General features: G+C 74.0%; 22 protein-coding genes and 2 pseudogenes. 7 read left to right on the top strand and 17 right to left on the bottom strand.

Translation table 11 applies throughout. From position 1 onward, the window contains the following. The 4 genes and pseudogenes from ACZ3TI_RS26655 to ACZ3TI_RS26640 all read right to left on the bottom strand — a co-directional run. Positions 1 to 993 carry an alpha/beta hydrolase gene (locus tag ACZ3TI_RS26655; RefSeq protein ID WP_465730362.1) on the bottom strand — a complete coding sequence of 331 codons (993 nt, stop codon included), beginning with the start codon at positions 991 to 993 and terminating at the stop codon, positions 1 to 3. A gap of 141 nt (positions 994 to 1134) precedes the next feature. After that, the gene (locus tag ACZ3TI_RS26650) at positions 1135 to 1743 is read right to left on the bottom strand and encodes a TetR/AcrR family transcriptional regulator (RefSeq protein ID WP_465730360.1); all 609 of its coding nucleotides are present in this window, start codon (positions 1741 to 1743) and stop codon (positions 1135 to 1137) included. Positions 1744 to 1844: 101 nt separating this feature from the next. Beyond that, a complete protein-coding gene (locus ACZ3TI_RS26645) occupies positions 1845 to 2630 on the bottom strand; it encodes a DeoR/GlpR family DNA-binding transcription regulator (protein WP_465730358.1) in 786 nt (261 codons plus the stop codon). Positions 2631 to 2721: 91 nt separating this feature from the next. Further along, positions 2722 to 2853, bottom strand: a pseudogene (locus ACZ3TI_RS26640) (carbohydrate ABC transporter permease); the annotation flags it as partial. Positions 2854 to 3106: 253 nt separating this feature from the next. On the opposite strand from ACZ3TI_RS26640, the gene ACZ3TI_RS26635 reads away from it, so the two are divergent. The 7 genes and pseudogenes from ACZ3TI_RS26635 (at position 3107) to ACZ3TI_RS26605 (ending at position 8503) form a co-directional block, all read left to right on the top strand. Further along, positions 3107 to 4021, top strand: coding sequence for an SIS domain-containing protein (locus tag ACZ3TI_RS26635; protein WP_465730356.1), 915 nt, complete (start codon positions 3107 to 3109; stop codon positions 4019 to 4021). Further along, a complete protein-coding gene (locus ACZ3TI_RS26630) occupies positions 4018 to 5028 on the top strand; it encodes an ROK family protein (protein WP_465730354.1) in 1011 nt (336 codons plus the stop codon). The genes ACZ3TI_RS26635 and ACZ3TI_RS26630 overlap by 4 nt, the downstream gene beginning before the upstream one ends. Next, positions 5025 to 6047 (top strand): 1-phosphofructokinase family hexose kinase, encoded by a 1023-nt coding sequence (locus ACZ3TI_RS26625; protein WP_465730352.1) that lies wholly within the window; start codon positions 5025 to 5027, stop codon positions 6045 to 6047. The genes ACZ3TI_RS26630 and ACZ3TI_RS26625 overlap by 4 nt, the downstream gene beginning before the upstream one ends. Continuing rightward, positions 6038 to 6901 (top strand): class II fructose-bisphosphate aldolase, encoded by an 864-nt coding sequence (locus tag ACZ3TI_RS26620; protein ID WP_465730350.1) that lies wholly within the window; start codon positions 6038 to 6040, stop codon positions 6899 to 6901. Before ACZ3TI_RS26625 ends, ACZ3TI_RS26620 begins: the two co-directional genes overlap by 10 nt. A 29-nt stretch (positions 6902 to 6930) precedes the next feature. Further along, positions 6931 to 7377: pseudogene (locus ACZ3TI_RS26615) on the top strand (family 1 glycosylhydrolase); the annotation flags it as partial. Positions 7378 to 7468: 91 nt separating this feature from the next. Continuing rightward, positions 7469 to 7645 carry a hypothetical protein gene (locus ACZ3TI_RS26610; RefSeq protein ID WP_465730348.1) on the top strand — a complete coding sequence of 59 codons (177 nt, stop codon included), beginning with the start codon at positions 7469 to 7471 and terminating at the stop codon, positions 7643 to 7645. A gap of 189 nt (positions 7646 to 7834) precedes the next feature. After that, positions 7835 to 8503, top strand: a complete 669-nt coding sequence (locus ACZ3TI_RS26605; protein ID WP_465730518.1) for a phosphatase PAP2 family protein — start codon at positions 7835 to 7837, stop codon at positions 8501 to 8503. 7 nt (positions 8504 to 8510) lie between these two features. On the opposite strand, the gene ACZ3TI_RS26600 is transcribed toward ACZ3TI_RS26605, so the two are convergent. From ACZ3TI_RS26600 to ACZ3TI_RS26540, 13 genes are read right to left on the bottom strand one after another with little or no spacing between them, the layout of a single operon-like run. Further along, positions 8511 to 9836 carry a glutamate-1-semialdehyde 2,1-aminomutase gene (locus ACZ3TI_RS26600; RefSeq protein WP_465730346.1) on the bottom strand — a complete coding sequence of 442 codons (1326 nt, stop codon included), beginning with the start codon at positions 9834 to 9836 and terminating at the stop codon, positions 8511 to 8513. Between the two features lie 7 nt (positions 9837 to 9843). Next, the gene (locus ACZ3TI_RS26595) at positions 9844 to 10392 is read right to left on the bottom strand and encodes a dTDP-4-dehydrorhamnose 3,5-epimerase family protein (RefSeq protein ID WP_465730344.1); all 549 of its coding nucleotides are present in this window, start codon (positions 10390 to 10392) and stop codon (positions 9844 to 9846) included. Next, positions 10389 to 11615, bottom strand: a complete 1227-nt coding sequence (locus tag ACZ3TI_RS26590; RefSeq protein ID WP_465730342.1) for a polysaccharide pyruvyl transferase family protein — start codon at positions 11613 to 11615, stop codon at positions 10389 to 10391. The genes ACZ3TI_RS26595 and ACZ3TI_RS26590 overlap by 4 nt, the downstream gene beginning before the upstream one ends. After that, positions 11612 to 12559, bottom strand: coding sequence for a glycosyltransferase family 2 protein (locus tag ACZ3TI_RS26585; protein ID WP_465730340.1), 948 nt, complete (start codon positions 12557 to 12559; stop codon positions 11612 to 11614). The genes ACZ3TI_RS26590 and ACZ3TI_RS26585 overlap by 4 nt, the downstream gene beginning before the upstream one ends. Next, positions 12556 to 13845: a hypothetical protein gene (locus ACZ3TI_RS26580; protein ID WP_465730338.1), complete on the bottom strand. Its 1290-nt coding sequence runs from the start codon at positions 13843 to 13845 to the stop codon at positions 12556 to 12558. Before ACZ3TI_RS26580 ends, ACZ3TI_RS26585 begins: the two co-directional genes overlap by 4 nt. Before the next feature lie 5 nt (positions 13846 to 13850). Beyond that, positions 13851 to 15143, bottom strand: a complete 1293-nt coding sequence (locus ACZ3TI_RS26575; protein WP_465730336.1) for a DUF4910 domain-containing protein — start codon at positions 15141 to 15143, stop codon at positions 13851 to 13853. Beyond that, positions 15140 to 16165, bottom strand: a complete 1026-nt coding sequence (locus tag ACZ3TI_RS26570; protein ID WP_465730334.1) for an NAD-dependent epimerase/dehydratase family protein — start codon at positions 16163 to 16165, stop codon at positions 15140 to 15142. The genes ACZ3TI_RS26575 and ACZ3TI_RS26570 overlap by 4 nt, the downstream gene beginning before the upstream one ends. 3 nt (positions 16166 to 16168) lie before the next feature. Further along, positions 16169 to 16816 carry a PIG-L deacetylase family protein gene (locus ACZ3TI_RS26565; RefSeq protein ID WP_465730332.1) on the bottom strand — a complete coding sequence of 216 codons (648 nt, stop codon included), beginning with the start codon at positions 16814 to 16816 and terminating at the stop codon, positions 16169 to 16171. Continuing rightward, complete coding sequence (locus tag ACZ3TI_RS26560) at positions 16813 to 17607, bottom strand: glycosyltransferase family protein (protein WP_465730330.1); 795 nt, start codon at positions 17605 to 17607, stop codon at positions 16813 to 16815. The genes ACZ3TI_RS26565 and ACZ3TI_RS26560 overlap by 4 nt, the downstream gene beginning before the upstream one ends. Beyond that, positions 17604 to 18839 (bottom strand): class I SAM-dependent methyltransferase, encoded by a 1236-nt coding sequence (locus tag ACZ3TI_RS26555; protein ID WP_465730328.1) that lies wholly within the window; start codon positions 18837 to 18839, stop codon positions 17604 to 17606. The genes ACZ3TI_RS26560 and ACZ3TI_RS26555 overlap by 4 nt, the downstream gene beginning before the upstream one ends. Next, positions 18840 to 20114 carry a glycosyltransferase gene (locus ACZ3TI_RS26550; RefSeq protein ID WP_465730326.1) on the bottom strand — a complete coding sequence of 425 codons (1275 nt, stop codon included), beginning with the start codon at positions 20112 to 20114 and terminating at the stop codon, positions 18840 to 18842. Between the two features lie 2 nt (positions 20115 to 20116). Next, complete coding sequence (locus tag ACZ3TI_RS26545; protein WP_465730324.1) at positions 20117 to 21421, bottom strand: O-antigen ligase domain-containing protein; 1305 nt, start codon at positions 21419 to 21421, stop codon at positions 20117 to 20119. A 1-nt stretch (position 21422) separates the two neighbouring features. Continuing rightward, positions 21423 to 22937, bottom strand: coding sequence for a right-handed parallel beta-helix repeat-containing protein (locus ACZ3TI_RS26540; protein WP_465730516.1), 1515 nt, complete (start codon positions 22935 to 22937; stop codon positions 21423 to 21425). Between the last annotated feature and the right edge of the window lie 7 nt (positions 22938 to 22944).

The following is a 22944-nucleotide window of genomic DNA, read 5'->3' as shown; positions in this document are numbered from 1 at the left end:
TCAGCGCCGCAGGACGCGGCGTAGCCAACGGGTGCGGGCGGCGTGCGCGTCCCGGCTGAGGGCCGCGTCCGGGGCGAGGGTGTCGAAGCCGTGGCAGGCGCCGGGCCACACGTGCAGTTCCGCGTCGCCGCCGGCCTGCCAGATCGCGTCGGCGTAGGCGACGGCCTCGTCGCGGAAGGTCTCCGCCGAGCCGACCTCGACGTAGGCCGCGGGCAGCCGGGCGAGGTCGGTGGCGCGGGCCGGGGCGGCGTAGGGCGAGAGGTCGGCGGCGCCGTACCGGTCACCGAGCAGGGCCTGCCAGGCGGTGGCGTTGGACGTGCGGTCCCAGGTGTCGTGGCCGGCCATCTGGCGGCTGGAGAAGGTGCCGCCGCGGTCGTCCAGCATCGGGCTCAGCAGCAGCTGGCCGACCGGCGCCGGCCCGCCGCGGTCGCGGGTCAGCAGGGCCAGGGCCGCGGCGAGCCCGCCCCCGGCGCTCTTGCCGCCGAGGATCACCTGCCGCGGGTCCACGCCCAGCGCGTCCGCGTTCCCGACCACCCGGTCGAGCGCGGCGTAGCAGTCCTCCAGCGGCCCCGGGAAGCGGGTGCGCGGCGCCAGCCGGTATTCGACGGACACGACCGCCAACCCCAGCGGCAGCGCCCACCCGCGCAGCAGCCGCGGCAGGACGGACCACGCGTTGCCCGTCACCATGCCGCCGCCGTGCAGGTAGTACAGCAGCGGCAGCGCCCCGCGCACCCCGGCGGGCCGCGCGCTGACCACCGTGACGTCCCCCTCGCCGTCGGCCCGGGGAACGGGCAGCTCCTCCACCTCGAACTGCCCGCCGTCGCGGAGCTGTTCGAGCGTCGGGCGGGGCCGGCGCGCGGCGTCCCGCTCCTGCCACGCCGTCAGGCCCTCCGGAGTGAGTGCCTCCCGTGCCCCCGTACCGGCCGCCGCCACCGCCGCCCCCACCTGCGGGTCCAGCGGAGGCACCCGCCACGCCGCCGATCCACCCACCATTCGCAACCCCCTCCACCCGATGCGCACCCCGCCGGCCCCCGGCCGGCACGGCCTGCCAGTCTCGCCGACTCCCGCCCGCAAGGCGAGCCCGATCGCCGCAGGGCCGCCTGGACGGCCGTCGGGGGGATCCACGTCGGCGGCTCACCCTCCCCGCACACCTGCTCGGACGTCTGGGCACTCTGCCTGAACCTCGACCGGAGGACCGGGAAGTGACGACCACGGCGCCCCGCTGAACCGCGGGACCGACCGGAGGCGTTCGGGATGGGTGGGGCCGCAGCGGCTCCACCCTCTGCCCTCGGCCGCGGGCGGGCACGGCGTGCGGAGATCACCCGAAAGAGGCTCCGGTGTGACAGCGGGGCCCGGCCCGGAGCGTGACGGTTCGGTGGTCCGGATCGGGGGTGACGGGTGGCGCGGTTCGGCGCCGGCTGCGGCGAGGTCGACGAAGAGCTTGACCAGGCCGGGTGTGGCGGCGTTCTCCATCAGCATGTCCGGGCCCCAGAAGGCGCTCGTCTCGCCGTGGGTCTCGGTGGCGACGGTGTCCCGGGCTTCGAGTACGGCGGTCAGGAGCGCCTCGCGGCTGCCGAAGTGGTGCAGGACTCCGGCGTCGGTCATCCCGACGCGTTCGGCGATGTCGCGGACGGACACGGCTCTGCTGCCGGCTTCGGCGTAGGCCGCGAGTGCGGCGTCGATGATCATTTTCCGCTTGGCGGTGGTCTTCGCGTAGGGGCCACGGGGGCTGCGGGCGCTCACCCGGAGAACTGTAACGAAACCTCGGCGCCCAAGGTTTTCACCTTCGCGGTGGCCGGCCCGGGCGGTTCCCGGCCGGCGCCCGCACGCGCCCTGGCGGTGCGTCAGACGCGGAGCACCTCGACGCCCTGGGCGGCGATCTGCTCGACCACCTCGTCGGGCGCGCCGGTGTCGGTGACCAGGACGGAGATGTCGCCGATCCCGCACACCCGGGCGAAGGCGCGGCGGCCGAGCTTGGTGGAGTCGGCGACGACGATCACCTTGGCAGCGCGTTCCGTCATGGCGCGGTTGGTGCTGGCCTCGCCCTCGTCGTGGGTGGCCGCGCCGAACCGGGCATCGATCGCGTCAACCCCGAGGATCATGCAGTCCAGGGAGAGGCCCTGAAGCACCAGGGTGGCCAGGGGGCCGGTCGCCTCGTAGGAGTTGGTCCGGATCACCCCGCCGGTGACCACCGTCTTCACGTACGGCCGCACCGCCAGCTCGTTGGCGATGTTGATCGCATTGGTGACGACGGTCAGCGCCGCCCCGTCGGAGTGCCCGGCGAGGTCGGTCCGGACGGCCAGCTCGCGGGCGACCTCCGAGGTCGTCGTCCCCCCGTTGAGGCCGACCACCGCCTCGGACGGCACCAGGGCGGCGGCCGCGCGGGCGATGCGGTGCTTCTCGTCGGCCTGTCGCGCGGTCTTGTAGCGGATCGGGAGGTCGTAGGCGACACCGCTGAGCACCGCTCCGCCGCGGGTGCGGGTCAGCAGCTGCTGCCGGGCCAGCTCCTCCATGTCGCGGCGCACCGTGGCCGCGGAGACCCCAAGGAGCTCGGCAGCCTCGGCGACGTCGACCCGGCCCTTGTCGCCCAGGATCTCGAGCAGCCGCGTCCACCGCTCGTGCATACCCACTCCTCTTTCACTGGTTGCGCCGCCGCCCAGGGTATCGCGCACCGATCTTGCGGTACCGGCTCGGGAGTCCCGCCCCCGGTGCCGCGGGACGCTACTTCACGGAGCCCGCGGTGAGGCCGGAGACGACGTGGCGTTCGATGACGGCGAACAGGATGACGACGGGGACGATCGCGACGAGGGAGGCGGCGAAGACCTGGTTCCACTGGACGCTGTAGGCGCCGATCATCCAGACCAGGGCCGCCCCGTTCGGTGCCCCGCCCGGCGTCTGAGGCCTGGCGCCTGGCGCCCGACGTCGGGCGGAGCGGCCCGCGGGCAGGAGGCGACCCCTCCGCCCGCGGGCCGCTCCCGGCGGCAATCCGCTGCTCGGCTTACTGCTCGCTCTTGTGCAATTCTGCTCAATCTTACTATCTTCAGAGCATCATCGCGCAGGCGTTGCCGCTCCGTCGCGCGTCTCCCACGTCTTCAGGAGGGCCTCCATGACCCACGTCGCCGACGAGACAGCCAGCCAGCCGACCACCTGGCGCCGCGCCATGGAACTCACCCCGCACGGACTGCCCGAGCCGGGCGAGCGGGTCGCCGTCCTCGGCTGCGGCACCTCGCTCTACATCGCGCAGGCCTACGCCGCCCTGCGCGAGTCCGCCGGGCTGGGGGAGAGCGACGCCTTCGCCGCCTCCGAGTTCCCGGCGAGCCGCCGCTACGACCGGGTGCTGGCCCTCAGCCGCTCCGGCACCACGACCGAGGTCCTCACCGCCCTCGGTCGGGCCGCCCGCAGCGGCACGCCCACCGTCGCGATCACCGGCGACCCGGCGACCGCGATCGGCCCGGCCGCCGACACCGTGATCGACCTGGGCTTCGCGGACGAGAAGTCCGTGGTGCAGACCCGGTTCGCCACCACGGCCCTGGTGCTGCTGCGCGCACACCTCGGGCTCGTCCCCGCGGACCTGCCCGAGCAGGCCGAACGCGCGCTCCTCGCTCCACTGCCCCAAGGAGCCGTCGAGGCCCAGCAGTTGACCTTCCTCGGCACCGGCTGGACGGTCGGACTGGCCAACGAGGCCGCGCTCAAGCTGCGCGAGGCCTCCGGGTCGTGGACCGAGTCCTACCCCGGGATGGAGTACCGGCACGGCCCGATCAGCGTCACCGGCCCCGGCAGCGTGGTGTGGTTCTTCGGCGAGCCGCCGACCGGCCTGCCGGCGCAGGTCGCCGCGACCGGAGCCGTCACCTCGGTGTCCGACCTCGACCCGCTCGCCGACCTGATCCGCGCCCAGCGCCTCGCGGTCGAGCGGGCCCACGCCCGCGGCCTCGACCCCGACCACCCGCGCAACCTCACCCGCTCCGTCGTCCTGACCGCCCCGGCCGGGCCGGGGGCGAGCGGACCGGAGCGAAGGGCATGACGGTCATCGCGCTCGACGTCGGCGGCACCCGGATCAAGGCCGGCGTGATGGCCGACGACGGCTCCCTCCTCCACACCGAGCGCCACGCCACCCGCGCCGACCGCGGGCCCGACGCCGTCATCGACACCGTCCTCGCCTGCGCCGCCGACCTCTCCCGCAGGTACGCGCCGTCCGCGGCCGGGATCGCGGTGCCGGGCATCGTCGACGAGCACACCGGCACCGCCGTGTTCGCCGGCAACCTCGGCTGGCGCGACGTCCCGGTCCGGGACTGGCTCACGGAGGAACTCGGTCTCCCGGTGGCTTTCGGACACGACGTCCGCGCGGGCGGGCTCGCCGAAGCCAGGCTCGGCGCCGGCCGGGGCTGCCGCTCCTTCCTGTTCGTCCCCGTCGGCACCGGCATCGCCGCCGCCGTCATGCTCGACGGCAAGGCACTGCTCGGACGGCACAGCGGCGCCGGAGAACTCGGCCACGTGGTGGTACGGCCGGGCGGGGAGCCGTGCCCCTGCGGTGGGCGCGGCTGCCTGGAGACGCTGGCATCCGCCTCCGCCATCGCCCGCCGCTACGGCCGGGCCACCGGGGAGACCGGCATCAGCGCCAAGGACGTCGGGCACCGGGCCGCCGCCGGGGACACCCGGGCGGCCGAGGTCTGGCAGGAGGCCGTCGACGCACTCGCCGACGGCCTGGCCACCGCCGTCACGCTGCTCGACCCCGAGCTGATCGTGATCGGCGGCGGCCTGGCCAGGGCCGGGGACCCGTACTTCGGCCCGCTGCGCACCGCGCTCGCCGACCGGCTCACCTTCCAGCGGATGCCCCGGGTCGTCCCCGCCGAGCTCGGCCCCCAGGCCGGCTGCCTCGGAGCCGCACTGCTCGCCCGGGATCTCCCGCACGCCCGGGACCTCCCGCACGCCCGGCCCGCCACGGGGTCGCACCGCCCGGGCCCGGCCGTGCCGCACCTCCCGGGCCCGGCCGGCCCGGCGCCCGCGTCCCGCCGAGGAGCCGACCGGTGATCCTGACCGTCACGCTCAACGCCGCCCTCGACATCACCCACCGGCTCGACCGGCTGTGGCCGCGGGCGAGCAACCGGGTGCGGGAAACGGCCACCCGGGCCGGCGGCAAGGGCGTCAACGTCTCCCGGGTGCTGCACGCCCTCGGCCACGGGACGATCGTCACCGGACTGGCCGGGGGAGCGAACGGCGAGGCCGTGCGCGCCGACCTCGCCGCCGCCGGACTGGCCGACGAACTGCTCCCGATCGCGGGAGAGACCCGCCGCACCGTCGCCATCGTCGAGGAACACCTCGGCGACACCACGATCCTGCTGGAACCCGGCCCCGTCGTCTCCGCCGCCGAGTGGACCGCCTTCCTCGACCACTACGAGCGGCTGCTTCCCCGCGCCCGCGCGGTCGTCCTCTCGGGCAGCCTGCCGGGCGGCCTGCCCGTCGACGCCTACGCCGTCCTGATCCACCTCGCCCACGCCCGCGGCATCCCCGCCGTCCTCGACGCCGACGGCGACGCACTGCGCGCAGGCCTCGCCGCGGCACCCGCGATCGTCAAACCGAACGCCGCCGAACTCGCCGCCGCGAGCGGCACCACCGACCCGCGCGCCGGTGCCGAAGCCCTCCGGGCCGGCGGAGCCCAGGCGGTCGTGGCCTCACTCGGACCGGACGGCCTGATCGCCGCCACACCGCAGGGGAACTGGCGCGCCCGACCGCCGGGCCCGCTGACCGGCAACCCCACCGGCGCGGGCGACGCGGCCGTGGCCGCGCTCGCCCTCGGGCTGGTCGCGCACACGCCGTGGCCGCTCCGGCTCCCCGAGGCGGTCGCGCTGTCCGCGGCCGCCGTCGCCGCTCCGCTGGCGGGCGACTTCGACCCGGAGGTGCACCGCCGCCTGCTGCGGCAGGTGGTCGTCGAACCGCTCCCGGACCGACCGCTCGCCGGGCGGCTCCTTCCGGACCTTCCGGACCTTCCGGAACGGCCGCCCGCCGTCCCGCCGCCCGCCGTACGAGAAGGAGGATCCCCATGCCGCTGACCAGCACCGGCGAGATCGTCACCGCCGCCGCCACCACCGGTCGCGGCGCCGGAGCGTTCAACGTCATCCAGCTCGAGCACGCCCAGGCCATCGTCGCCGGTGCCGAGGCCGCCGGATCCCCGGTGGTCCTGCAGATCAGCGAGAACGCGGTCCGCTACCACGGCGGGCTGGTCCCGGTCGGCCGGGCCGTGCTGGCCGTCGCCGCGGCCGCCGAGGTGCCGGTGGCGGTCCACCTCGACCACGCCACCTCCGCCGAACTCGTCCGGCAGGCAACCGGGTTGGGCTTCTCCTCGGTCATGTTCGACGCCTCCGTGCTGGACTACGCGCAAAACGTACGGGCCACCGCCGAGGTGGTCGCGCACTGCCACGCGGCGGGCGTCTGGGTGGAGGCGGAGCTCGGCGAGGTCGGCGGCAAGGACGGCGTGCACGCGCCGGGCGCCCGTACCGATCCGGCCGAGGCGGCCGCGTTCGTCGCAGCGACCGGTGTGGACGCGCTCGCCGTTGCGGTCGGCACCTCGCACGCCATGCTGACCCGCGACGCCGCGCTCGACTTCGCGCTGATCACCGCGCTGCGCGGGGCGGTACCCGTGCCGCTGGTCCTGCACGGCTCCTCCGGCGTCGCCGACGAGCACCTCACCGCCGCCGTGCGGCACGGCATGACCAAGGTCAACATCGCCACCCACCTCAACCACGTGTTCACCGCCGCCGTCCGCGAGGTCCTCGCCGGTGACGAACGGCTGGTCGACACCCGCCGCTACCTCGGCGCGGGGCGCAGCGCGATGGCCGCCGAGGTCACCCGGCTGCTCGCGGTCCTGAACGCGGCGCCCCGAGGGCTGTCCGTGAGCTCGCTCTGAGCTTGCTCTGAGTCCGCTCCGAGTCCGCTCTGAGCCCGCGGGCCGGGTGGGCGCACCTTCCGAGCAAAAACTTTGCACGGATCGAACCCGCCCCCGGCCGCTTCTCCCGCGCGGCCGTCGCCCACTACCGGCGCATCGTCGACGGAGCACTCGACCGCGGCCTGCGCCCCATGATCACGCTGCACCACTTCACCCTGCCGCGCTGGTTCGCCGAACGCGGCGGCTGGCGTGCCCCGGACGCCGTCGACCGCTTCGCCCGGTACGTCGCGGCCACCGCGCCGATCATCGGCGACGGCGTGCGGCACGTCTGCACCGTGAACGAGCCGAACCTCGCCGTCGCGCTCCCCGCCCCCGCCGCCGCCTCCCCCGGCGGGCTGCAGCTGCCCGACCCGGCGCTGACCGAGGTGCTCATCCGGGCCCGCACGGCCGCGACCGCCGCCGTGAAGGAGGTCTCCGCCGCCGTCCGCACTGGCTGGTCCGTCGCCAACCAGGGTGCGGCCCAGTGTGCCGCACCGACGGGCGGGCCCGACCCGCCGCAATCACACACCGGCTCGTTAGGGTTCGAACATGAATCGCACGCCCGTGCATCCGCCCATGACGCTGCCCGTCCTGGAGACCGCCCGCGTCCGCCTGCGGGACCGCCGCGCCGACGACCTCGACGCCATGCGCCTGGTCTGGGGCGACGCCGCGGGGATGCGCCACCTCTCGACCGGCGAGGCGATCGGCTGCGAGCCGATCCTCTGACCGCTTCCGTCGAGCGGCCGGACCGCACCGCAGAATCGGACCCGCCTCCGCCGGTACCATTGACGGTTGTTGACTGTGCATCAGTTATCCGGCCCCGGCGACTGCTGGTCGGACTGACAAGTAGTGGCCGGGGGCGGGCCGGACACGAGGGGGCTCGCGTTGGATCGTCCGGCTGGAGCTGACGTGGGGATGATCCCGCGGGCGGGGGCTCCGGGGTTGCGGGGGTGGTTGGGGCTGGTCGCGGGGCTGGCCGGGCTGGTGGCGGTCGGGCTCGGGGGGTGGTACGCCGGGGCGGGCGGGCCCGGGGCGGTGGACGTGCGGGTCGCGGCGGCGGTGGAGGGGGTGGGGCCGCCGTGGCGGTACGTCGCCCGGGCCCTGGACTTCCTGGGGGAGCCCGTGGGGGCGGCGCTGCTGGTCGGGGCCGCGGTGGCGGGCTGCCTGCTGCTCCGGCGTCCTCGTGCGGCGGTGTTCACCGTGGTCGGCGTCGGCGCGGCGGTGGGGGTGGTGACGCTGCTCAAGCACCTGGTGGGACGCACCATCCACGGCGACAACCTGTCCTACCCGAGCGGGCACACGGCCTTCTTCACCGCGCTCGCCCTGGTGTCGGCGATGCTTGCGACCGGCCGCCGGGGCCGAGACGGGCTCGGCCCCGGCGGGACGGCCGGTGCGTCACTCGTGCTCGCCCCGGCCCTGGTTGCCGGCGCCGCCATGGGCTGGGCGCAGGTGGCTCTGGGCGCGCACTACCCGACCGACGTCCTCGGTGGCTGGTGCACCGCGCTGGCGGTGGTACCGGTCACCGCCCGGCTGGTCGACCGGCTGGTCGACGGGGTGGCGGACCGGAGAGCGGAACGTCGCTGACGCCACGTCACGCCAGGCGGCGGAAGACGGGCTTCACCGGGCGCCCGGCCAGCCATGGGGTGGGGTCACCGGCGTCCAGCGCCTTCCGGTACACCGCACAGGCCTCGGCCACCACATCGACGGTGTGGTCGATGTCGGCATCCTCGAGCGCGCTGCTCACCACGAACGACGGGGCGAGCACTCCGCCCGCGAGGAGCCGGCGCAGGAACAGGGTGCGGTACGGCTGCGAGGGCTGCCGGTCCTCGTCGAGGGTGGCGAACACCAGGTTGCTGGCCCGGCCCCGGACGAGGACGTGGTCGCCGACGCCCGCGTCCACCGCGGCCGCGCGGACACCGGCGGCCAACCGTTCGCCGAGGGCGTGCAGCCGCGCGGTGATGCCCTCCTCGGCGTAGGTGGTCTGCACGGCCATCGCGGCGGCCAGCGCGTGGGTCTCCGCGCCGTGCGTGGTGGACAGCAGGAACACCCGGTCCCCGGAGTGGCGCAGCCCGCCCCGCTCCATCAGGTCGCGGCGCCCGGCCAGCGCGGCGACGGCGAACCCGTTGCCCAGTGCCTTGCCGAAGGTGGAGAGGTCGGGGACGACGCCGTACAGGCCCTGGGCGCCCGCCGCGGACCAGCGGAAGCCGGTGATCATCTCGTCGAAGACCAGGACGCAGCCGTGCCGGTCGGCCAGCTCGCGCAGGCCGGCGAGGTACCCGGGCGGCGGCTCGGTGTGCCCGGCGGGTTCGAGGATCAGGCAGGCGACCTCGTCCCGGTGGCTGGTGAGCAGCTTCTCGGTGGCCGCCAGGTCCCCGTAGGGGAACGCCACGGTGAGCTCGGTGGTCGCCGCCGGGATGCCGGCGGACATCGGCGTGGTGCCGATGAACCAGTCGTCGACGGAGAAGAACGGATGGTCGCCGCAGATGGCCACCCGCGGGCGCCCGGTGACGGCGCGGGCGAGTCGCACCGCGGCGGTGGTGACGTCGGAGCCGTTCTTCGCGAACTTCACCATCTCGGCGGTCGGCACCGTGGCCAGGAAGCGTTCCGCTGCCTCGACCTCCAGGACGGACGGCCGGACGAAGTTGCTGCCGCGGTCGAGTTCCCGCCGCACCGCCTCCACCACGCGCGGGTGGGCGTGGCCGAGGCTGACCGACCGCAGGCCGGAGCCGTACTCGACGTAGCGGTTGCCGTCGACGTCCCACACGTGGGCACCGCGGCCGTGGCTGATGACCGGGGCGAGGTGCTCGGGGTACTGGTCGTCGCCCTTCGCGTAGGTGTGCGCGCCTCCGGGGATCAGGGCGTGCAGGCGCTCGTTCGCCGCCCGCGACCTGGGCAGGCTGAACTCCTCCGTGGCCATGGCGACTTCACTTCCCCTCGGGTCGCAGGATTTCGGCGAGGTTCGGCGCCTCGCGGTCCCGCTCGGACACCGACACGGCCGGCAGCGGCCAGGGGATGGCGAGTTCGGGGTCGTCGTAGGCGATCGTCACGTCCTCGGCGGGGTCGTGCGGGCGGTCGATCCGGTACGAGACGTCCGCGTCGGTCAGCGCCTGGAAGCCGTGCGCGCACCCCGCCGGGACGTACACGCTCACCTGCGTCTCGCCTGAGAGCTCGAAGACGGCCACGTTGCGGTAGGTCGGCGAGTCCGGGCGCAGGTCCACGACGACGTCGAAGACCTCGCCGTGCGAGCACCGCACCAGCTTGGCCTCGCCGGCCCCGGAGCGCAGGTGCATTCCGCGCAGCACGCCCCGCACCGAGCGGGAGACGCTGTGCTGCACGAAGGCGTCGGGGTCGAGGCCCACCGAGCGGAGCACTTCGGCGTCGAAGGTGCGGCAGAAGAAGCCGCGCTCGTCGGCGTACGGGGTCGGCTCGAACAGGTAGGCGCCGGCGATCGCCGGGACTTCGGTCACCTTCATGGGGACTCCTGCGAGGGTTTGTCGGCCGTCGGGAAGAGGGTGGCGGTCAGGGCGGTGAACTGGTGCTCCAGGCGTCGGGCGGCGGTCAGGTTCCGCTCGGCGAGGGTTCGTCTCAGCTCCACCGATCTCTTCTCCAGTTCGTGGAATTGTTCGAGTAACAGGTCGGCGTCGACCTCGCGCGCCGGGTGGCAGTACGCGCCGAGTCCCATCTCGGCCATGAGCGCGTCGCTCTTGGTCGCGTAGCAGAGCGCGAGCACCGGTGTTCCGGTCTTCAGCGCGCAGATCAGGTTGTGGTAGCGGACGGCGACCACGGTGTCGGCGGCCGCCATCTCCGTCATCAGGTCGGCCAGTGAGGCCGGTTCGGCGGCGGTGACCAGCGGCGAGTCCACCGCGGCGAGGATCGCGGCGACCACCGACGTGTCACATTCGTCGCCGGTGAGCAGCCGGACGGGCCTGCCCTCCTCGACCAGCGCGCGGACGAAGCGGACGGTCCCGTGGAGGTAGCGCCGGTGGATCTCCTCGGCCCGGGCGCGGTCGTCGTTGCCGCCGTGGAAGTCCATGACGCCGAGGCAGACCGGGCCCGGCCCGCCCGAGGGCGGTTCAGCCGGTGGCGCCGGCAGGGAGAACGCGAGGTCCGGGTAGACCTCGTCGCGCGCGGTGTCCACGCCCATCGCCCGCATCGCGTCGCGGGACGGGGCGTCCCGGTACGACCGGTACGCGGCCAGCCGCGCCGACCAGCGCACCAGGCCCCGGGTCGGCCGGTTGCGGATCTCGGCGGCGCCGACGCTGACCAGCGCCACCCGGGTGCCGAACAGCCGGCCGGAGGCGCAGAGCAGGAACAGCGCGTACGGGAAACCCCAGGGCCGCAGCGGCAGGGTGGCCTCCAGGACGCCCATGCCCGGCACGATCACCAGGTCGTGTCGGCGCACCCAGGCGGCGGTGCGGACGGCGTCGACGAGTTTGCCCAGTCCCTTCGCGGCGACCGCGCCCGCCCGCGACGCGGTGCGGTACTCGGCGCGGTTCCAGTGCAGCCGGGTGGCGGGGATCCGGAACCGGGCGGTGACGACCTCCGGCCCCCCGCACAGCGCGTCCACCACCGCCTCCGGGTGCTCGGCGCGGAGGTAGGCGAGTACGGCCTCCAGCGACCCGTCGTTGCCGAGGTTGCCGGAGCCGAGCAGCCCGAACACCCCGACCCGCACCCGGGTCGCGCCCGTGGACGTCATGGCCGCCGCCCCTCGCGGCCGGCCACCAGGGCGTCGACGGAGACGGTGAGCAGGGCCGGGTCGACCGGGGCGCGGTCCTCGACCCGCTCGCCGGCACCCGGCCGGGCCCGGCTGCTCATCCACGCGGCCAGGTGGCGGTAGCACTCCCGCCGGTCGGCCGAGGACAGCGGCGCCCGCCGGACCGCCGAGACGAAGCCCCAGACGTACTCGACGAGCAGCCGGGGCGTCGGGTGCAGCGGGCCCGCCCGGCGCGGGTCCAGGTTGACGCACCGGGAGCGCTTGGAGGGGTTCGCCCGCTCGGCGCGGGTGGGGTGGTCGCGGCGGAAGTACAGCAGCTCCGGCACCTGGTGGAAGGGCCCGTGCAGGCCGATCTCGGTGACGAAGGTGCGGTCGGCGTGGTGGTAGCTGTCCATCGGCTTCACCCGGCGCAGCACCTCGGCCCGGATCACCCCGTAGAAGTCGTCGCCGCCGGGCTCGAACAGCATGCTGCGGAAGCGCTCCGGCGCGTGCGACGAGGCGGTGGCGAGCCCGTACTCGTAGGGGACCTTCACCTGGCCGTCGCCGTCGATGACGGCCTGGTCGGCGTGCGCGAGGATCACCTCGGGCCGCTCGTCCAGCGCCTCCACGCAGCGCAGCAGCAGGTCTCGGGCGTACAGGTCGTCGTGTGAGGCCCACTTGAAGAGTTCGCCGCGGGATTCGGCGAACACGTGGTTGTGGTTCGGCGTGGCGCCGATGTTCCGGGGCAGCCGGAGGTAGCGGATGCGCGAGTCCCGCGCGGCGTACCGCCGGCAGATGCCCTCGGTGCCGTCGGTCGAGGCGTTGTCCGAGATGACCAGCTCGAAGTCCTCGTAGGTCTGGCCGAGCAGGGCGTCGAGCGATTCGGCGAGGTACTCCTCGCCGTTGTAGACGGGCAGGCCGATGCTCAGCCGGGGAACGGAAGTCAAGGCGTCCTCACTTCGGGGATGGTGTGGTGGTGCTCGCGCAGGGCGGACCGCAGTTGCAGCCACCACACGGCCGAGCCGCTGACGGTCGCGGCGGCGACGCCCCAGGCGGAGCCGACCGTGCCGCCGGCGGCCGCCCCGCCGAGCCCGCCGCCGACGTAGCAGGCGGAGGCGAACAGCTGGCAGCGCAGGCTCCGCCGGGCCGCGCCGAGCGCGCGCAGCCCGGCCGCCGCGCCGGTGCCGAGGCCCGCACCCGCGACGCCGAGGGTGATCGGCACGATGAGGGCCGAGGCGGAGTGCCAGACGTCGCCGAGCGCCAGCTCGCCGAGCCGGCCGGGCATCAGCAGCAGCGTCGCGCCCCAGAGCAGCGCGCCGGCGGCCTGGCCCCCGCCCAGCAGGAGGCAGAACCCGCCGAGCCGGTGCGGGGCCTGCCGCAGCACCCGGGCCGCCTCCGGGACGGTGACCAGCGAGAGCCCCATGAGCACCGCCAGGAACGGGCCGAGCAGCAGTTCGGCGCCCCGCACCGCGCCCACCGCGCCGACCCCGACGATCGCGCCCAGCCCGTACGCCCGCAGCTGGCTCGCGCCGCTGAGGCTGACGTTCTCGACCAGGTAGCGGTAGCCGAGGTCGCGCTGTTCGCGCAGCCACCCGCGCGCCCCGGTCACCCGGGGCCGGATGCCGGACTGGAGGTAGCCGTACCCCGCCGCCACGGTGGCGGAGGCGCCCCAGGCGAGGACGAACGCGGCCACGCCGCCCACCCGGGCCGCCACGACCATGGCGGGGACGAGCGCGACGCCCCACACGACGTCGTTGAGGAAGGCCTTCCGCCCGGCGCCGGCGGCGAAGAACGAGAACCGCCAGGCGTCCTGGAGCAGCAGCCCCGGCACCATGACACCGAGGGCGGCGAACGCGGACCCGACCCGGCCGCCGAGGCCGAGCCCGGCCACCAGGCAGACCGCGCCGATGACCGTGCCGACGCCGAGCGCGGTGCCCGTCGACCGGGCCACCGCCCCGCGCCAGGACGCCTCGGGCACGCCGCTGAAGCGCACCACGAGCGGATCGGTGGCCAGCCCGCGGGAGACGTTGAGCACCACGCCGTACGTCACCCAGGCGAGGCTGAACACGCCGAACGCGGCCACCCCCAGCGAGCGGGCCACGTAGACGCCCACCACGAAGTTGCTCACGCTGGAGGCCGCCTGGTCGGCCAGCCCCCAGGACAGCCGGCCGACCAGGCCGGCGCTGCGGGCCGGTGCCGCCGGTGTCGCCGTCTGCTCCTCCTCGGTGGTCATCGGCGTCACGCCTTGATCAGTCCGGCGCCGTGCAGGGCGTCGGCGGCGGCGGCGACGGTGTCGAACGGCAGACCGGACCGCTCGGCGATGTCGAGCAGGGCGTGCTCGCCGTCCGAGAGGTTGAGCATCCAGAGCATGGCCAGCTGGGCCTGCTTGGTGTCGCTGCGGCCGCCGAGCGCGTCGTACAACCCCCGCCGGCCCAGCTGGGGTTCGCCGTAGGGGCTGAGGTTGACGTACCGCCGGTTGCGGTCGAGGACGGCGAACGCCTCGCGGCAGACCGCGAGGGTGTCCGCCATCGCCTCGGGCGAGACGAAGTCCGGATCGTCCGCCGAGGTGTGGTACTCCGGATAGCCCGCGTACGGGGTCCGGGTGAGCGAGCCCACGCCGAGGTCGAACCCGGGCGAGCAGTACTGCCGCTCGTCGTAGCCGTACGGGGTGAACTCGGTGACGCGGTGCGGGCGTTCGGAGGTGGTGAGCACGTGCTGCAGCACCCGGTCGATCTCCGCGTCCCCGCGCCGGCTCCGCTTGTACGTCAGCTGCCCCCGGTCCCCGGCGCAGGCCAGCACCAGCCCGTGCCTGACCCGTTCCACCCGCTCCGCGTTGCGGGCCAGCCAGGTGATCGCCCCGATGGTGCCGGGCGCGAAGACGAACCGGTAGGTGTAGTACGGCGTCCGCTCCGCCAGCTCCCCGGCCAGGAAGGTCGCCACCGCGATGCCCGCCAGGTTGTCGTTGGCCAGCGAGGGGTGGCAGACGTGGCAGGAGACGATCACCTCCTCGGGGACCTGCCCGGGGACGACGTGCTCGGCGTAGGTGAGGTGGCCGTCCGCGAGGGTGGAGTCGATGCGCACCTCGTACTCGCCGTCCGGCAGCGCGTCCAGGGTCTCCTGGGCCAGGCAGAACCCCCACTGCGGCTGGTAGTAGCTGGTGCGGTACGGCACCCAGCTCGGGTGGTCCGGCAGGGTGTGCAGGTGCCCGCGCAGCTCGGACAGCGGCAGGGTCGCCGACACCGGCACGCTGTAGCCGAGCACGTGCAGGCTGGACGCGGCGAAGTCGACCACCCGGTTGCCGGCGGCGTCGGCGATGTACGCGTCCCGGATGTTCCACTCCTGCGGCACCGTCCAGTCGAGCACCTGCGTCCCCGTCGGCACCTCGTGCACCCGCAGCGGAAGGTACTCGCCGACGATCTCCAGGGTGGCGCGCACACCGTCGCCGGTGATGCTCCGGCACAGCGGGTACAGCCGCTCCACCAGCGCGTGCATCTCCTCGCCGACCGAAACCGCCTCGCCCGCCGCGGTCATCCGCGCCACCGCAGGGTCTCGTCGACCGTGCCCGCCTCGGACGCCGCGCGCAGCACCGCGAGCCGGGTGAAGCGCTGCTCGAAGGCCTCCCGGGTCAGCCCGAACGTCCGGTAGGCGTCGGCGAGTTCGAGCGCTCCCCGCTCCACCGTCCACTCGCAGGCGAAGTCGGGGGCCGCGGCCCGGAACCGGGAGAAGTCCACCCGGTACGAGCGGGGGTCGGCGCCGGCCTCGCCGGTGATCCGCACCTTCGAGCCCTCCACCGCCTCGGCGACCTGCTCGGCGATCTCGGCGACGGTGACGTTGTTGACCTCGCTGCCGATGTTGAACGCCTCGTCGTGCACCGCCTCGCGCGGCGCGACCAGCGCGGCCGCGAAGGCCCGGGCGATGTCGGCGGCGTGCACCAGCGGGCGCCAGGGGGTGCCGTCGGAGAGCACCAGCACCTCGCCGGACAACAGGGCGTGGCCCACCAGGTTGTTCAGCACGATGTCGGCGCGCAGCCGGGGCGAGTAGCCGAAGGCGGTGGCGTTGCGCAGGAACACCGGGCTGAAGTCGCCGTCGGCCAGGTCGTGCAGGTCGTCCTCCACCCGCACCTTGGACTCCGCGTATGGCGTCACCGGACGCAGCGGGGCGTCCTCGCCCACCAGGTCGTCGCCGCCGGCGGCGCCGTAGACCGAGCAGGTGGACGCGTACAGGAAGCGCTGTGCGCCGGCGTCGCGGGCCAGCTTCGCCAGCTTCACGGAGGCGTGGTGGTTGATGTCGTAGGTGAGGTCGGGCGCCAGCGAGCCCAGCGGGTCGTTGGACAGCGCGGCCAGGTGGATCACGGCGTCCACCCCGGCCACGTGCTCGGCCGTGACGTCGCGCAGGTCCACCCGCCGACCGGGCGGGTCGGCGGGCGTCGGGCCGAGGACGCAGTCCGCGAACAGCCCGGCGTCCAGCCCGACGACCTCGTGCCCGGCCTCGGCGAGGACGGGGGCCATCACGGTGCCCAGGTAGCCCTGGTGTCCGGTCAGCAGTACGCGCATCTGTCAGCCCTCCAGATCGAGAGTCAGTTTGGTGACGGCGAAGGCCTCGGCGTAGCGCTCGTGGCATTCGATGCCGCGGATCCGGGCGAGGCCGAGGAAGGCCTCCCGGTCGTACCAGGACCGGTGCCGCTGCGAGGGGTAGTGCTCCTGCAGCAGTCGCACCTTCTGCTCGGCGGTCTCCGGGGACAGCGGCTGGTAGGCCGGCAGCCGGCCGAGGTCGCCGTCCCACTTGACGATCTCGTAGCCGAGCACGAGGTGGTCGCGGAACGCGGTGGTGACCAGCCGCGCCAGCCCGCGGTGGTCCTGGTGCGCGTCCTCGGTGCGCGGGGCGAGGACGAGGTCGGGCTCGGTCCGCGCGCGCAGCTCCTCGACGGCGGCCTTGGCCTCCGCCCAGTGCGCGGGCAGCCGCCCGTCCGGCAACTTGTCGACGGTGAGGTGCAGTTCGGCGCCCGGGCAGAAGGCGGCGAGCGCGGCCCGCTCCTCCTGCTCGCGGTCGCTGCCACCGCCGGAGAGCACCAGCGCGTCCACGCGCAGACCCGGTCGCGCGCGGCACAGCGTCAGCAGCGTGCCGCCCGCGCCGATGGCGATGTCGTCGCAGTGCGCGCCCACCGCGACGATCCGCTCCAGGCGCCCGGCCCCGAGCCGGATCACGCGCGCACCCCCGCGCCGTCGCGTTCCCACACGGCCCACGGGCGGTCGCCCCGCGCGTAGGCGGCGTCGAGCGCGGCCCGCTCCTTCACGGTGTCGGTCGGCTTCCAGAAGCCGCGGTGCTGGTGAGCCACCAGCCGCCCGGACTTGGCCAGTCGGGCGCATCCGTCGGCGACCAGGTCGCCGTTCTCCGGGATGTGGTCGAAGACCTCCTGGCGCAGCACGAAGTAGCCGCCGTTCTCCCACAGCGGCATGTCGCTCACCGCCGTGATGCCCCCCACCAGGCCGTCCTCGCCCAGGTCCACGCAGTGGAACGAGGACTGCGGCGGCACCACCATCATCGACGCACCGGCGTCGCGCCGGGCGAAGGAGTCGATCATCTCCGGCAGCGGGGCGTCGGTGAGCACGTCGGCGTAGTTGGCGAGGAACATCTCGTCGCCGTCCAGGTGGTGGCGCACCCGGCGCAGCCGCTCGCCGATCGGCGACTCGATGCCGGTCTGCGCGAAGGTGATCGTCCAGGAGGCGATGTCGGTGGACAGCAGCTCGGTCTTCCCGCCCCGCAGCACGAAGTCGTTGGACGTCGTCTCCTTGTAGCGGAGGAAGAAGTCCTTGATGTGGTGGGCCCCGTAGCCGAGGCACAGGATGAACTCGGTGTGCCCGAAGTACGCGTAGTAGCGCATGACGTGCCAGATCAGCGGCCGCGGTCCGACCATCGCCATCGGCTTGGGCACGTCGTCGGAGGCCCCGCTGCGCATCCTCAGCCCGTAACCCCCGCAGAACAGGACGACCTTCACGGCTTCACCTCGACGATGGTCAGTTCCGGGATGGGGAAGACCAGTCGGCCGCCCCACTGGTGCACGAAGGACAGCTGCTCGACCAGCTCGGCCCGCAGGTTCCACGGGAGGACGAGGACGTAGTCGGGCCGGTCGGTGGCGATCTGCTCGGGAGGCAGGATCGGGATGCGGGTGCCGGGGGTGAACCTGCCGTGCTTGTAGGGATTGCGGTCGACCGTGTAGGGGAGCAGGTCGGGCCGGATGCCGCAGTGGTTGAGCAGGGTGTTGCCCTTGCCCGGGGCGCCGTAGCCGACGACCGTCTCGCCGCGCTCGGCCGCCTCGATGAGGAAGCGCAGGAGGTCCCGGCGCACCTTGGCCACCCGGGCGGAGAACTCGGTGTACCCGGACAGCTCCTGCAGCCCGGCGGCCTTCTCCCGGTCCAGCGCCTCGGCCACCCGCCGGCTCGGCTCGCCGGCCGCCTCCGCGGGCCGGGCCCACAGCCGGATGGAGCCGCCGTGCGTGGGCAGCAGCTCGACGTCCACGAGCGTGAGCCCGCCGCTCGCGAGCGCCCGGATCGCGGACGCGACCGTGTAGTACTGGAAGTGCTCGTGGTAGATGGTGTCGTACTGGTTCTCCTCGATCAGGGTCAGCAGGTGCTGCACCTCGATGGAGACCCAGCCGTCGTCGGCCACCAGGGCGCGCAGCCCGCGGGTGAACCCGACCACGTCGGGGATGTGCGCGTACACGTTGTTGGCGACGACCAGGTCCGCCGGACCGTGCTCGGCGCGGACGGCCGAGCCGGCCGCCGGGTCCAGGAACTCGGTGAGCGTGGGCACGCCCGCGTCCCGCGCCGCGGCGCCGACGTTCACCGACGGCTCGATGCCGAGGCAGCGGATCCCCCGGTCCACCACGTGCCTGAGCAGGTACCCGTCGTTGCTCGCGACCTCGACCACGAAGGCGTCGGGGCCCAGACCCAGCCGCTGCACGGCGTCGGCGACGAAGGTGCGGGCGTGCTCCACCCAGGAGGTCGAGTAGGAGGAGAAGTACGCGTACTGCGTGAACGTCTCCTCCGGGGTGATCAGCGGAGGGAGCTGCGCCAGCCAGCAGTCGGTGCAGACCCGCAGGTGCAGCGGGTACGTCGGCTCCGGCCGGTCCAGGTGCTCCGCGGGGAGGAAGCTCTCGCACGGCGGGGTCGCCCCCAGATCGACGACGCTCCCCAGCGCCGTCGAGCCGCAGAGTCGGCATCGTGTCATCTAGTGCCCCCAATCCCTGCCCGCGGGGGTGCCCCGCCGCGGACCGTCGTTTCCGTTCCCTGTCGGCGGCGCGCCGTCCGCGCCGCCGGACCGACCCGCGATCGCGGTGCGGTACCCCTCCACCAGGCGCTCCAGCCCGACGGCCGGGCTGAACCCCTGCTCGTAGCGGCGCCGGGCCGCCCGGCCCATCTCCCGGTTGCGGTCCGGCTCGGCCGTGATCCGGCGGATGCAGGACGCGAGCGAGGCCGCGTCGCCCGGCCGGTGCAGCAGCCCGGTCACCCCGTCCTCGACGAGTTCGGCGAAGGCGCCGTGACCGGAGGCGACAGCCGGGACCCCGGCCGCCGTCGCCTCCGCGACCACCAGGCCGAAGGTCTCCATGGACATCGAGGGAGCCACCACGGCGACCGACCGCGCGAGGGCCTGCCGGCACTGGGCCGGGTCGTACAGGCCGACGTACCGCACGTCCTCCCGGCCCGCCGCCCAGGCGGTCACCTCCCGCTCCAGCGGTCCCGCGCCGGCGAGCACGAGCGGCACGCCCGCACCGCCGTCCGCGGCGATCCCGTCCCACGCGGCCATCAGCAGCCGCACGCCCTTGGACTCGGTGAGCCGGCCGAGGAAGAGCAGGTGCTCCCCGGCGCCCGACCGGCGGGCGCCCGGGTCGGGCACGAAGTTGTGCTTCACCAGCAGCCGTTCGGCGGGCATGCCGGAGCGCACCAGGACGTCGCGCTGCGCCGCGGAGATGCAGAAGAACCGCTCCACGCCGGACCACCACCGCCGCCGGTTGACCGTCAGGCTGACCGCGAGCGGCACCGTCGCGAGCCGGGAGTCGCGGTAGCAGCCGTGCCGCACGGCGGGCAGCGCCGCCGCCGACCCGGCGCAGTCGGTGCACACCCGGCCGTCCCGGTGCAGCGTGCCGGGCGGGCAGACCTGGGCGTAGTTGTGCAGCGTGGCGACGACCGGCACGCCCGCGTCGGCGCAGGCGGCGAGCACCGCGGGCGACAGCAGCGGGAAGACGTTGTGGACGTGGACGACGTCCGGCCGGTCGCTGCGCAGCCGAGCGGTGAGCTCCTTGCGCACCGCCGGGTTCCAGGGCACGAGGAGCGGCACCGCGGCCTTGCCGAGCAGGGACCGGGCGGCGATGTCGTCGCTGCGCCGCTCGAACACGTCGACCCGGTGGCCGGCCGCGCGCAGCAGGCCGACCTCCTCGTCGACGACTCTGTTCTCCCCGCTCGGCTGCGCCGAGGAGTAGCGGTTGTGCACCACGAGGACGTGCACGGTCAGGTCACCTCCCGGTTGCGGTCCCGGCGCGGGATGCGCGGTCGCGGGACGGTGAGCGTGGGCAGGGGCGCGGCCTCGGCGGGTGTGGCGAGCAGTGAGGCGGCCAGGGCCAGGTGCAGCAGGTACGGCGAGGCGTCGCCGAGCCCGGCCTCGGTGTACGAGGAGATCGCGACGTAGCTGATCAGGAAGATCGCGCAGGCCCGTTCCAGCGAGGGCGGGCGCAGCAGGGCCACGCCGCCCAGGACCAGGAGGATCGCCGCCACCAGGGCGATGCCGACCAGGCCCTGCTCGTTGTAGACGGCGAGCCAGCTGTTGTCGATCGGCAGCCCGCCGAAGGACTTGTCGCCCAGGCCGATGCCGAAGGCCTCTTCGGGGATGGTCCGCGGCTGGGTCAGCAGGGCGTCCCAGACCTTGGCCCGGCCGGTGAGGTTGGAGAAGTTCTCCTTGCTCTGTCCGCGCATGAACCAGGTCTCCAGCGCGGAGGCGAAGGCCACCGCGGCCACCGTGGAGCACAGCAGCGCCCAGGTGAAGAACCGTCGGGCGGCGGCGCTGGTGAGGATGAGCGAGCCGATCGCCAGGGCCAGGCCGATGAGCAGGCCGATCGTGGCCGTCCGGGTGTGGGTCATGGCGAGCAGGACGAAGGTCGGCACGATGATCGCCGCCGCGCTCCTGCCGGTGGTCCGGCCGCCCAGCAGGAGCAGCACGGTGAGCCCGATGATCACCGCGGAGTACTGGCCGATCTGGGGCGGGGTGAGCGGCCAGAGCGCGCCGACCAGGCGCCCGCCGTAGTACTCCGGCATGGCCGTGCCCGGTGAGATGATCAGGCCGGCGGCCACCGACCAGAGCACCGCGTAGTACATCCGGATGTGGGTCCGGACGAACGTGAAGCCGCCGTCCCACCAGCGGCTGGTCAGCCAGAGCGTGCCGACGAAGATGGCCAGCCGGGTGCAGCGGAACAGCGCTCCGAGCCCCACCTCCAGCTTCAGGCTGGAGATCACGCTCGGCACCAGCAGCAGGGTGAGCAGGAAGAGGAAGGCGTTGGGGCGGATGCGTATCCGGGGGTTGAGTACCAGTGCCAGTGCGAACGCGGAGACCAGCGCGCCCATGGTGGCCATCTGGATGAGGGAGCGGGGTAGCCGGACGATGGTCTTCGCCCCGGCGGAGCCGAGCGTGTTGAGGCCCAGCAGCACCCAGACGACGTAGACGGCCTTCGGCGTGCCGTCCGGGCGCGGTTCGGCGCCGGGACGCGTGACCGCCGTTCCCGTTCCGCCCGCCGGTCCGCCGCGCGTCGGGTGTCCGCCCATCTCAACCACCCGCCCGCGGGGCGAAGGTGCTGCCGGCGTCCTGCCGGTACGGTGCGCCCTGCCACTGGCCGGAGTCGAGGGCGCGGCCCGGGTCGTCGGCGACGAAGCTCCACGGTCCGCGGTAGACGTTGTCGTGCCAGCGGTTGTGCTGTTCGAGGGTGATCGCCTGGGCCACCCGCTTGCCCTTGTACGGCGACCAGTCCGGATAGGTGCCGTAGTTGGAGAGCACCGCCATGCGGCCGCACTCCGTCGTGCAGTCGACGACGGTCGGGTCGAGGAGGAAGCGGTTGTCGTGGATGTCCACCTGCTGGGTCTTCCACCGGCAGTCGGCGTAGAGGGGCGCGGTGGCGATCGCCGGCTGCGCGCAGCGCCCGGTGTCCTTCACCAGCAGCGTGCAGTAGCCGGCCGAGGTGTTGGCCGGGCTGTTGCAGAACCGGTCGGCGTTCTCCCACAGGGTGATCCCGGACCAGTTGTCCTCCAGCACGTTCCGGTAGATCTCGATCTTGTCGGTGCGGGCCGGCACCCGCGGTTCGCCGCCGGCCTCGGAGACGTAGACCGTCGCGTACGGGAAGTCGTCGCCGCGGGCAGCGTGCTTGCGGCCCTCGACCCAGTTGTTGCGCCGGATCGTGTTGTTCCGGACGACCGCGTTGTAGCTGGTCTCGTACATCAGCGCGGCACCGTCGTTGGCCTCGATGAGGTTGTCCTCGATGCGGAAGTCGTTGTTGTCGGTGTCCGCCCACAGCCCGGTTCCGCGGTTGTCGTGCACCCAGTTGCCGCGGATGTCGGCGCCGTCGACGGCCCAGAACTTGATGCCTCCGGTGCAGCCGCAGCCCGGCTGTTGCCGCTCCCAGTCGTCGGTGTTGTTGCCCGTGATCTCGTTGCCCTCGACCACCAGGCCCTTGATGGAGTCGCCGGTCTTGTAGGCGTTCATCCCGTACTGCCCGTTGCGGCGCAGGCAGCTGGCGCGGACCTGCTGGCGGGCGCCGCCCATCAGCCCGGCGCCGGAGTTGTCCTGGATCGTGGCGTGCTCGATCACCCACCCGTCGGCCATGTCGTGGTTGACCACGCCCTCGTCGTGCGGTGCGACGAAGCCCTGGACGGTCAGGTGGCGGATGGTGACGCCGGGAGCGGTGCCGCTGAACGCGTAGTTGTTGGTCCTGCCGCCGTCGAGCACCGCGCCCGGCGCGCCGAGGTAGGTGTCCCCCTCCTTGGCCATGACCTGGGCGTAGCGCTCCGGTTGGAGCCGGTGCGTCCCCGGTTGCAGCCAGAACGTGGTGTGCGGGGGGCTGCTGTCGGTCTTCGCGGCCAGGTCGCCGACCACCGCCGGGTCGACGGTGACCGCGCCGGCCGGCGCGGTCGCGGGTCCGGCCTCGGGACGGGCGCACACCCGGGCCACGGCCGCCTGCCGGGAGGGCGTGGCCGTGGGCTCCGGCGAGGCGTCGTCCGACCCGCTCGTGCAGCCGGTCGCCGCCAGCGCCAGCGCCAGCGTCGCCGCCCCCCGGAGCCGCTTCCTGATCCCCACC

The organism is Kitasatospora sp. NPDC023120 (assembly GCF_055560835.1).
This window is presented reverse-complemented; position numbering and strand designations above follow the sequence as displayed.

Excerpts from the sequence above, each read along its gene's own strand:
- ACZ3TI_RS26580 (WP_465730338.1), bottom strand. The coding sequence starts at position 13,845 with ATGACCACCGAGGAGGAGCAGACGGCGACACCGGCGGCACCGGCCCGC.
- ACZ3TI_RS26655 (WP_465730362.1), bottom strand. The coding sequence starts at position 993 with ATGGTGGGTGGATCGGCGGCGTGGCGGGTGCCTCCGCTGGACCCGCAG.
- ACZ3TI_RS26555 (WP_465730328.1), bottom strand. The coding sequence starts at position 18,839 with ATGACACGATGCCGACTCTGCGGCTCGACGGCGCTGGGGAGCGTCGTC.
- ACZ3TI_RS26630 (WP_465730354.1), top strand. The coding sequence starts at position 4,018 with ATGACGGTCATCGCGCTCGACGTCGGCGGCACCCGGATCAAGGCCGGC.
- ACZ3TI_RS26570 (WP_465730334.1), bottom strand. The coding sequence starts at position 16,165 with ATGCGCGTACTGCTGACCGGACACCAGGGCTACCTGGGCACCGTGATG.
- ACZ3TI_RS26620 (WP_465730350.1), top strand. The coding sequence starts at position 6,038 with ATGCCGCTGACCAGCACCGGCGAGATCGTCACCGCCGCCGCCACCACC.
- ACZ3TI_RS26610 (WP_465730348.1), top strand. The coding sequence starts at position 7,469 with ATGAATCGCACGCCCGTGCATCCGCCCATGACGCTGCCCGTCCTGGAG.
- ACZ3TI_RS26545 (WP_465730324.1), bottom strand. The coding sequence starts at position 21,421 with ATGGGCGGACACCCGACGCGCGGCGGACCGGCGGGCGGAACGGGAACG.
- ACZ3TI_RS26605 (WP_465730518.1), top strand. The coding sequence starts at position 7,835 with ATGATCCCGCGGGCGGGGGCTCCGGGGTTGCGGGGGTGGTTGGGGCTG.
- ACZ3TI_RS26635 (WP_465730356.1), top strand. The coding sequence starts at position 3,107 with ATGACCCACGTCGCCGACGAGACAGCCAGCCAGCCGACCACCTGGCGC.
- ACZ3TI_RS26600 (WP_465730346.1), bottom strand. The coding sequence starts at position 9,836 with ATGGCCACGGAGGAGTTCAGCCTGCCCAGGTCGCGGGCGGCGAACGAG.
- ACZ3TI_RS26595 (WP_465730344.1), bottom strand. The coding sequence starts at position 10,392 with ATGAAGGTGACCGAAGTCCCGGCGATCGCCGGCGCCTACCTGTTCGAG.
- ACZ3TI_RS26590 (WP_465730342.1), bottom strand. The coding sequence starts at position 11,615 with ATGACGTCCACGGGCGCGACCCGGGTGCGGGTCGGGGTGTTCGGGCTG.
- ACZ3TI_RS26575 (WP_465730336.1), bottom strand. The coding sequence starts at position 15,143 with ATGACCGCGGCGGGCGAGGCGGTTTCGGTCGGCGAGGAGATGCACGCG.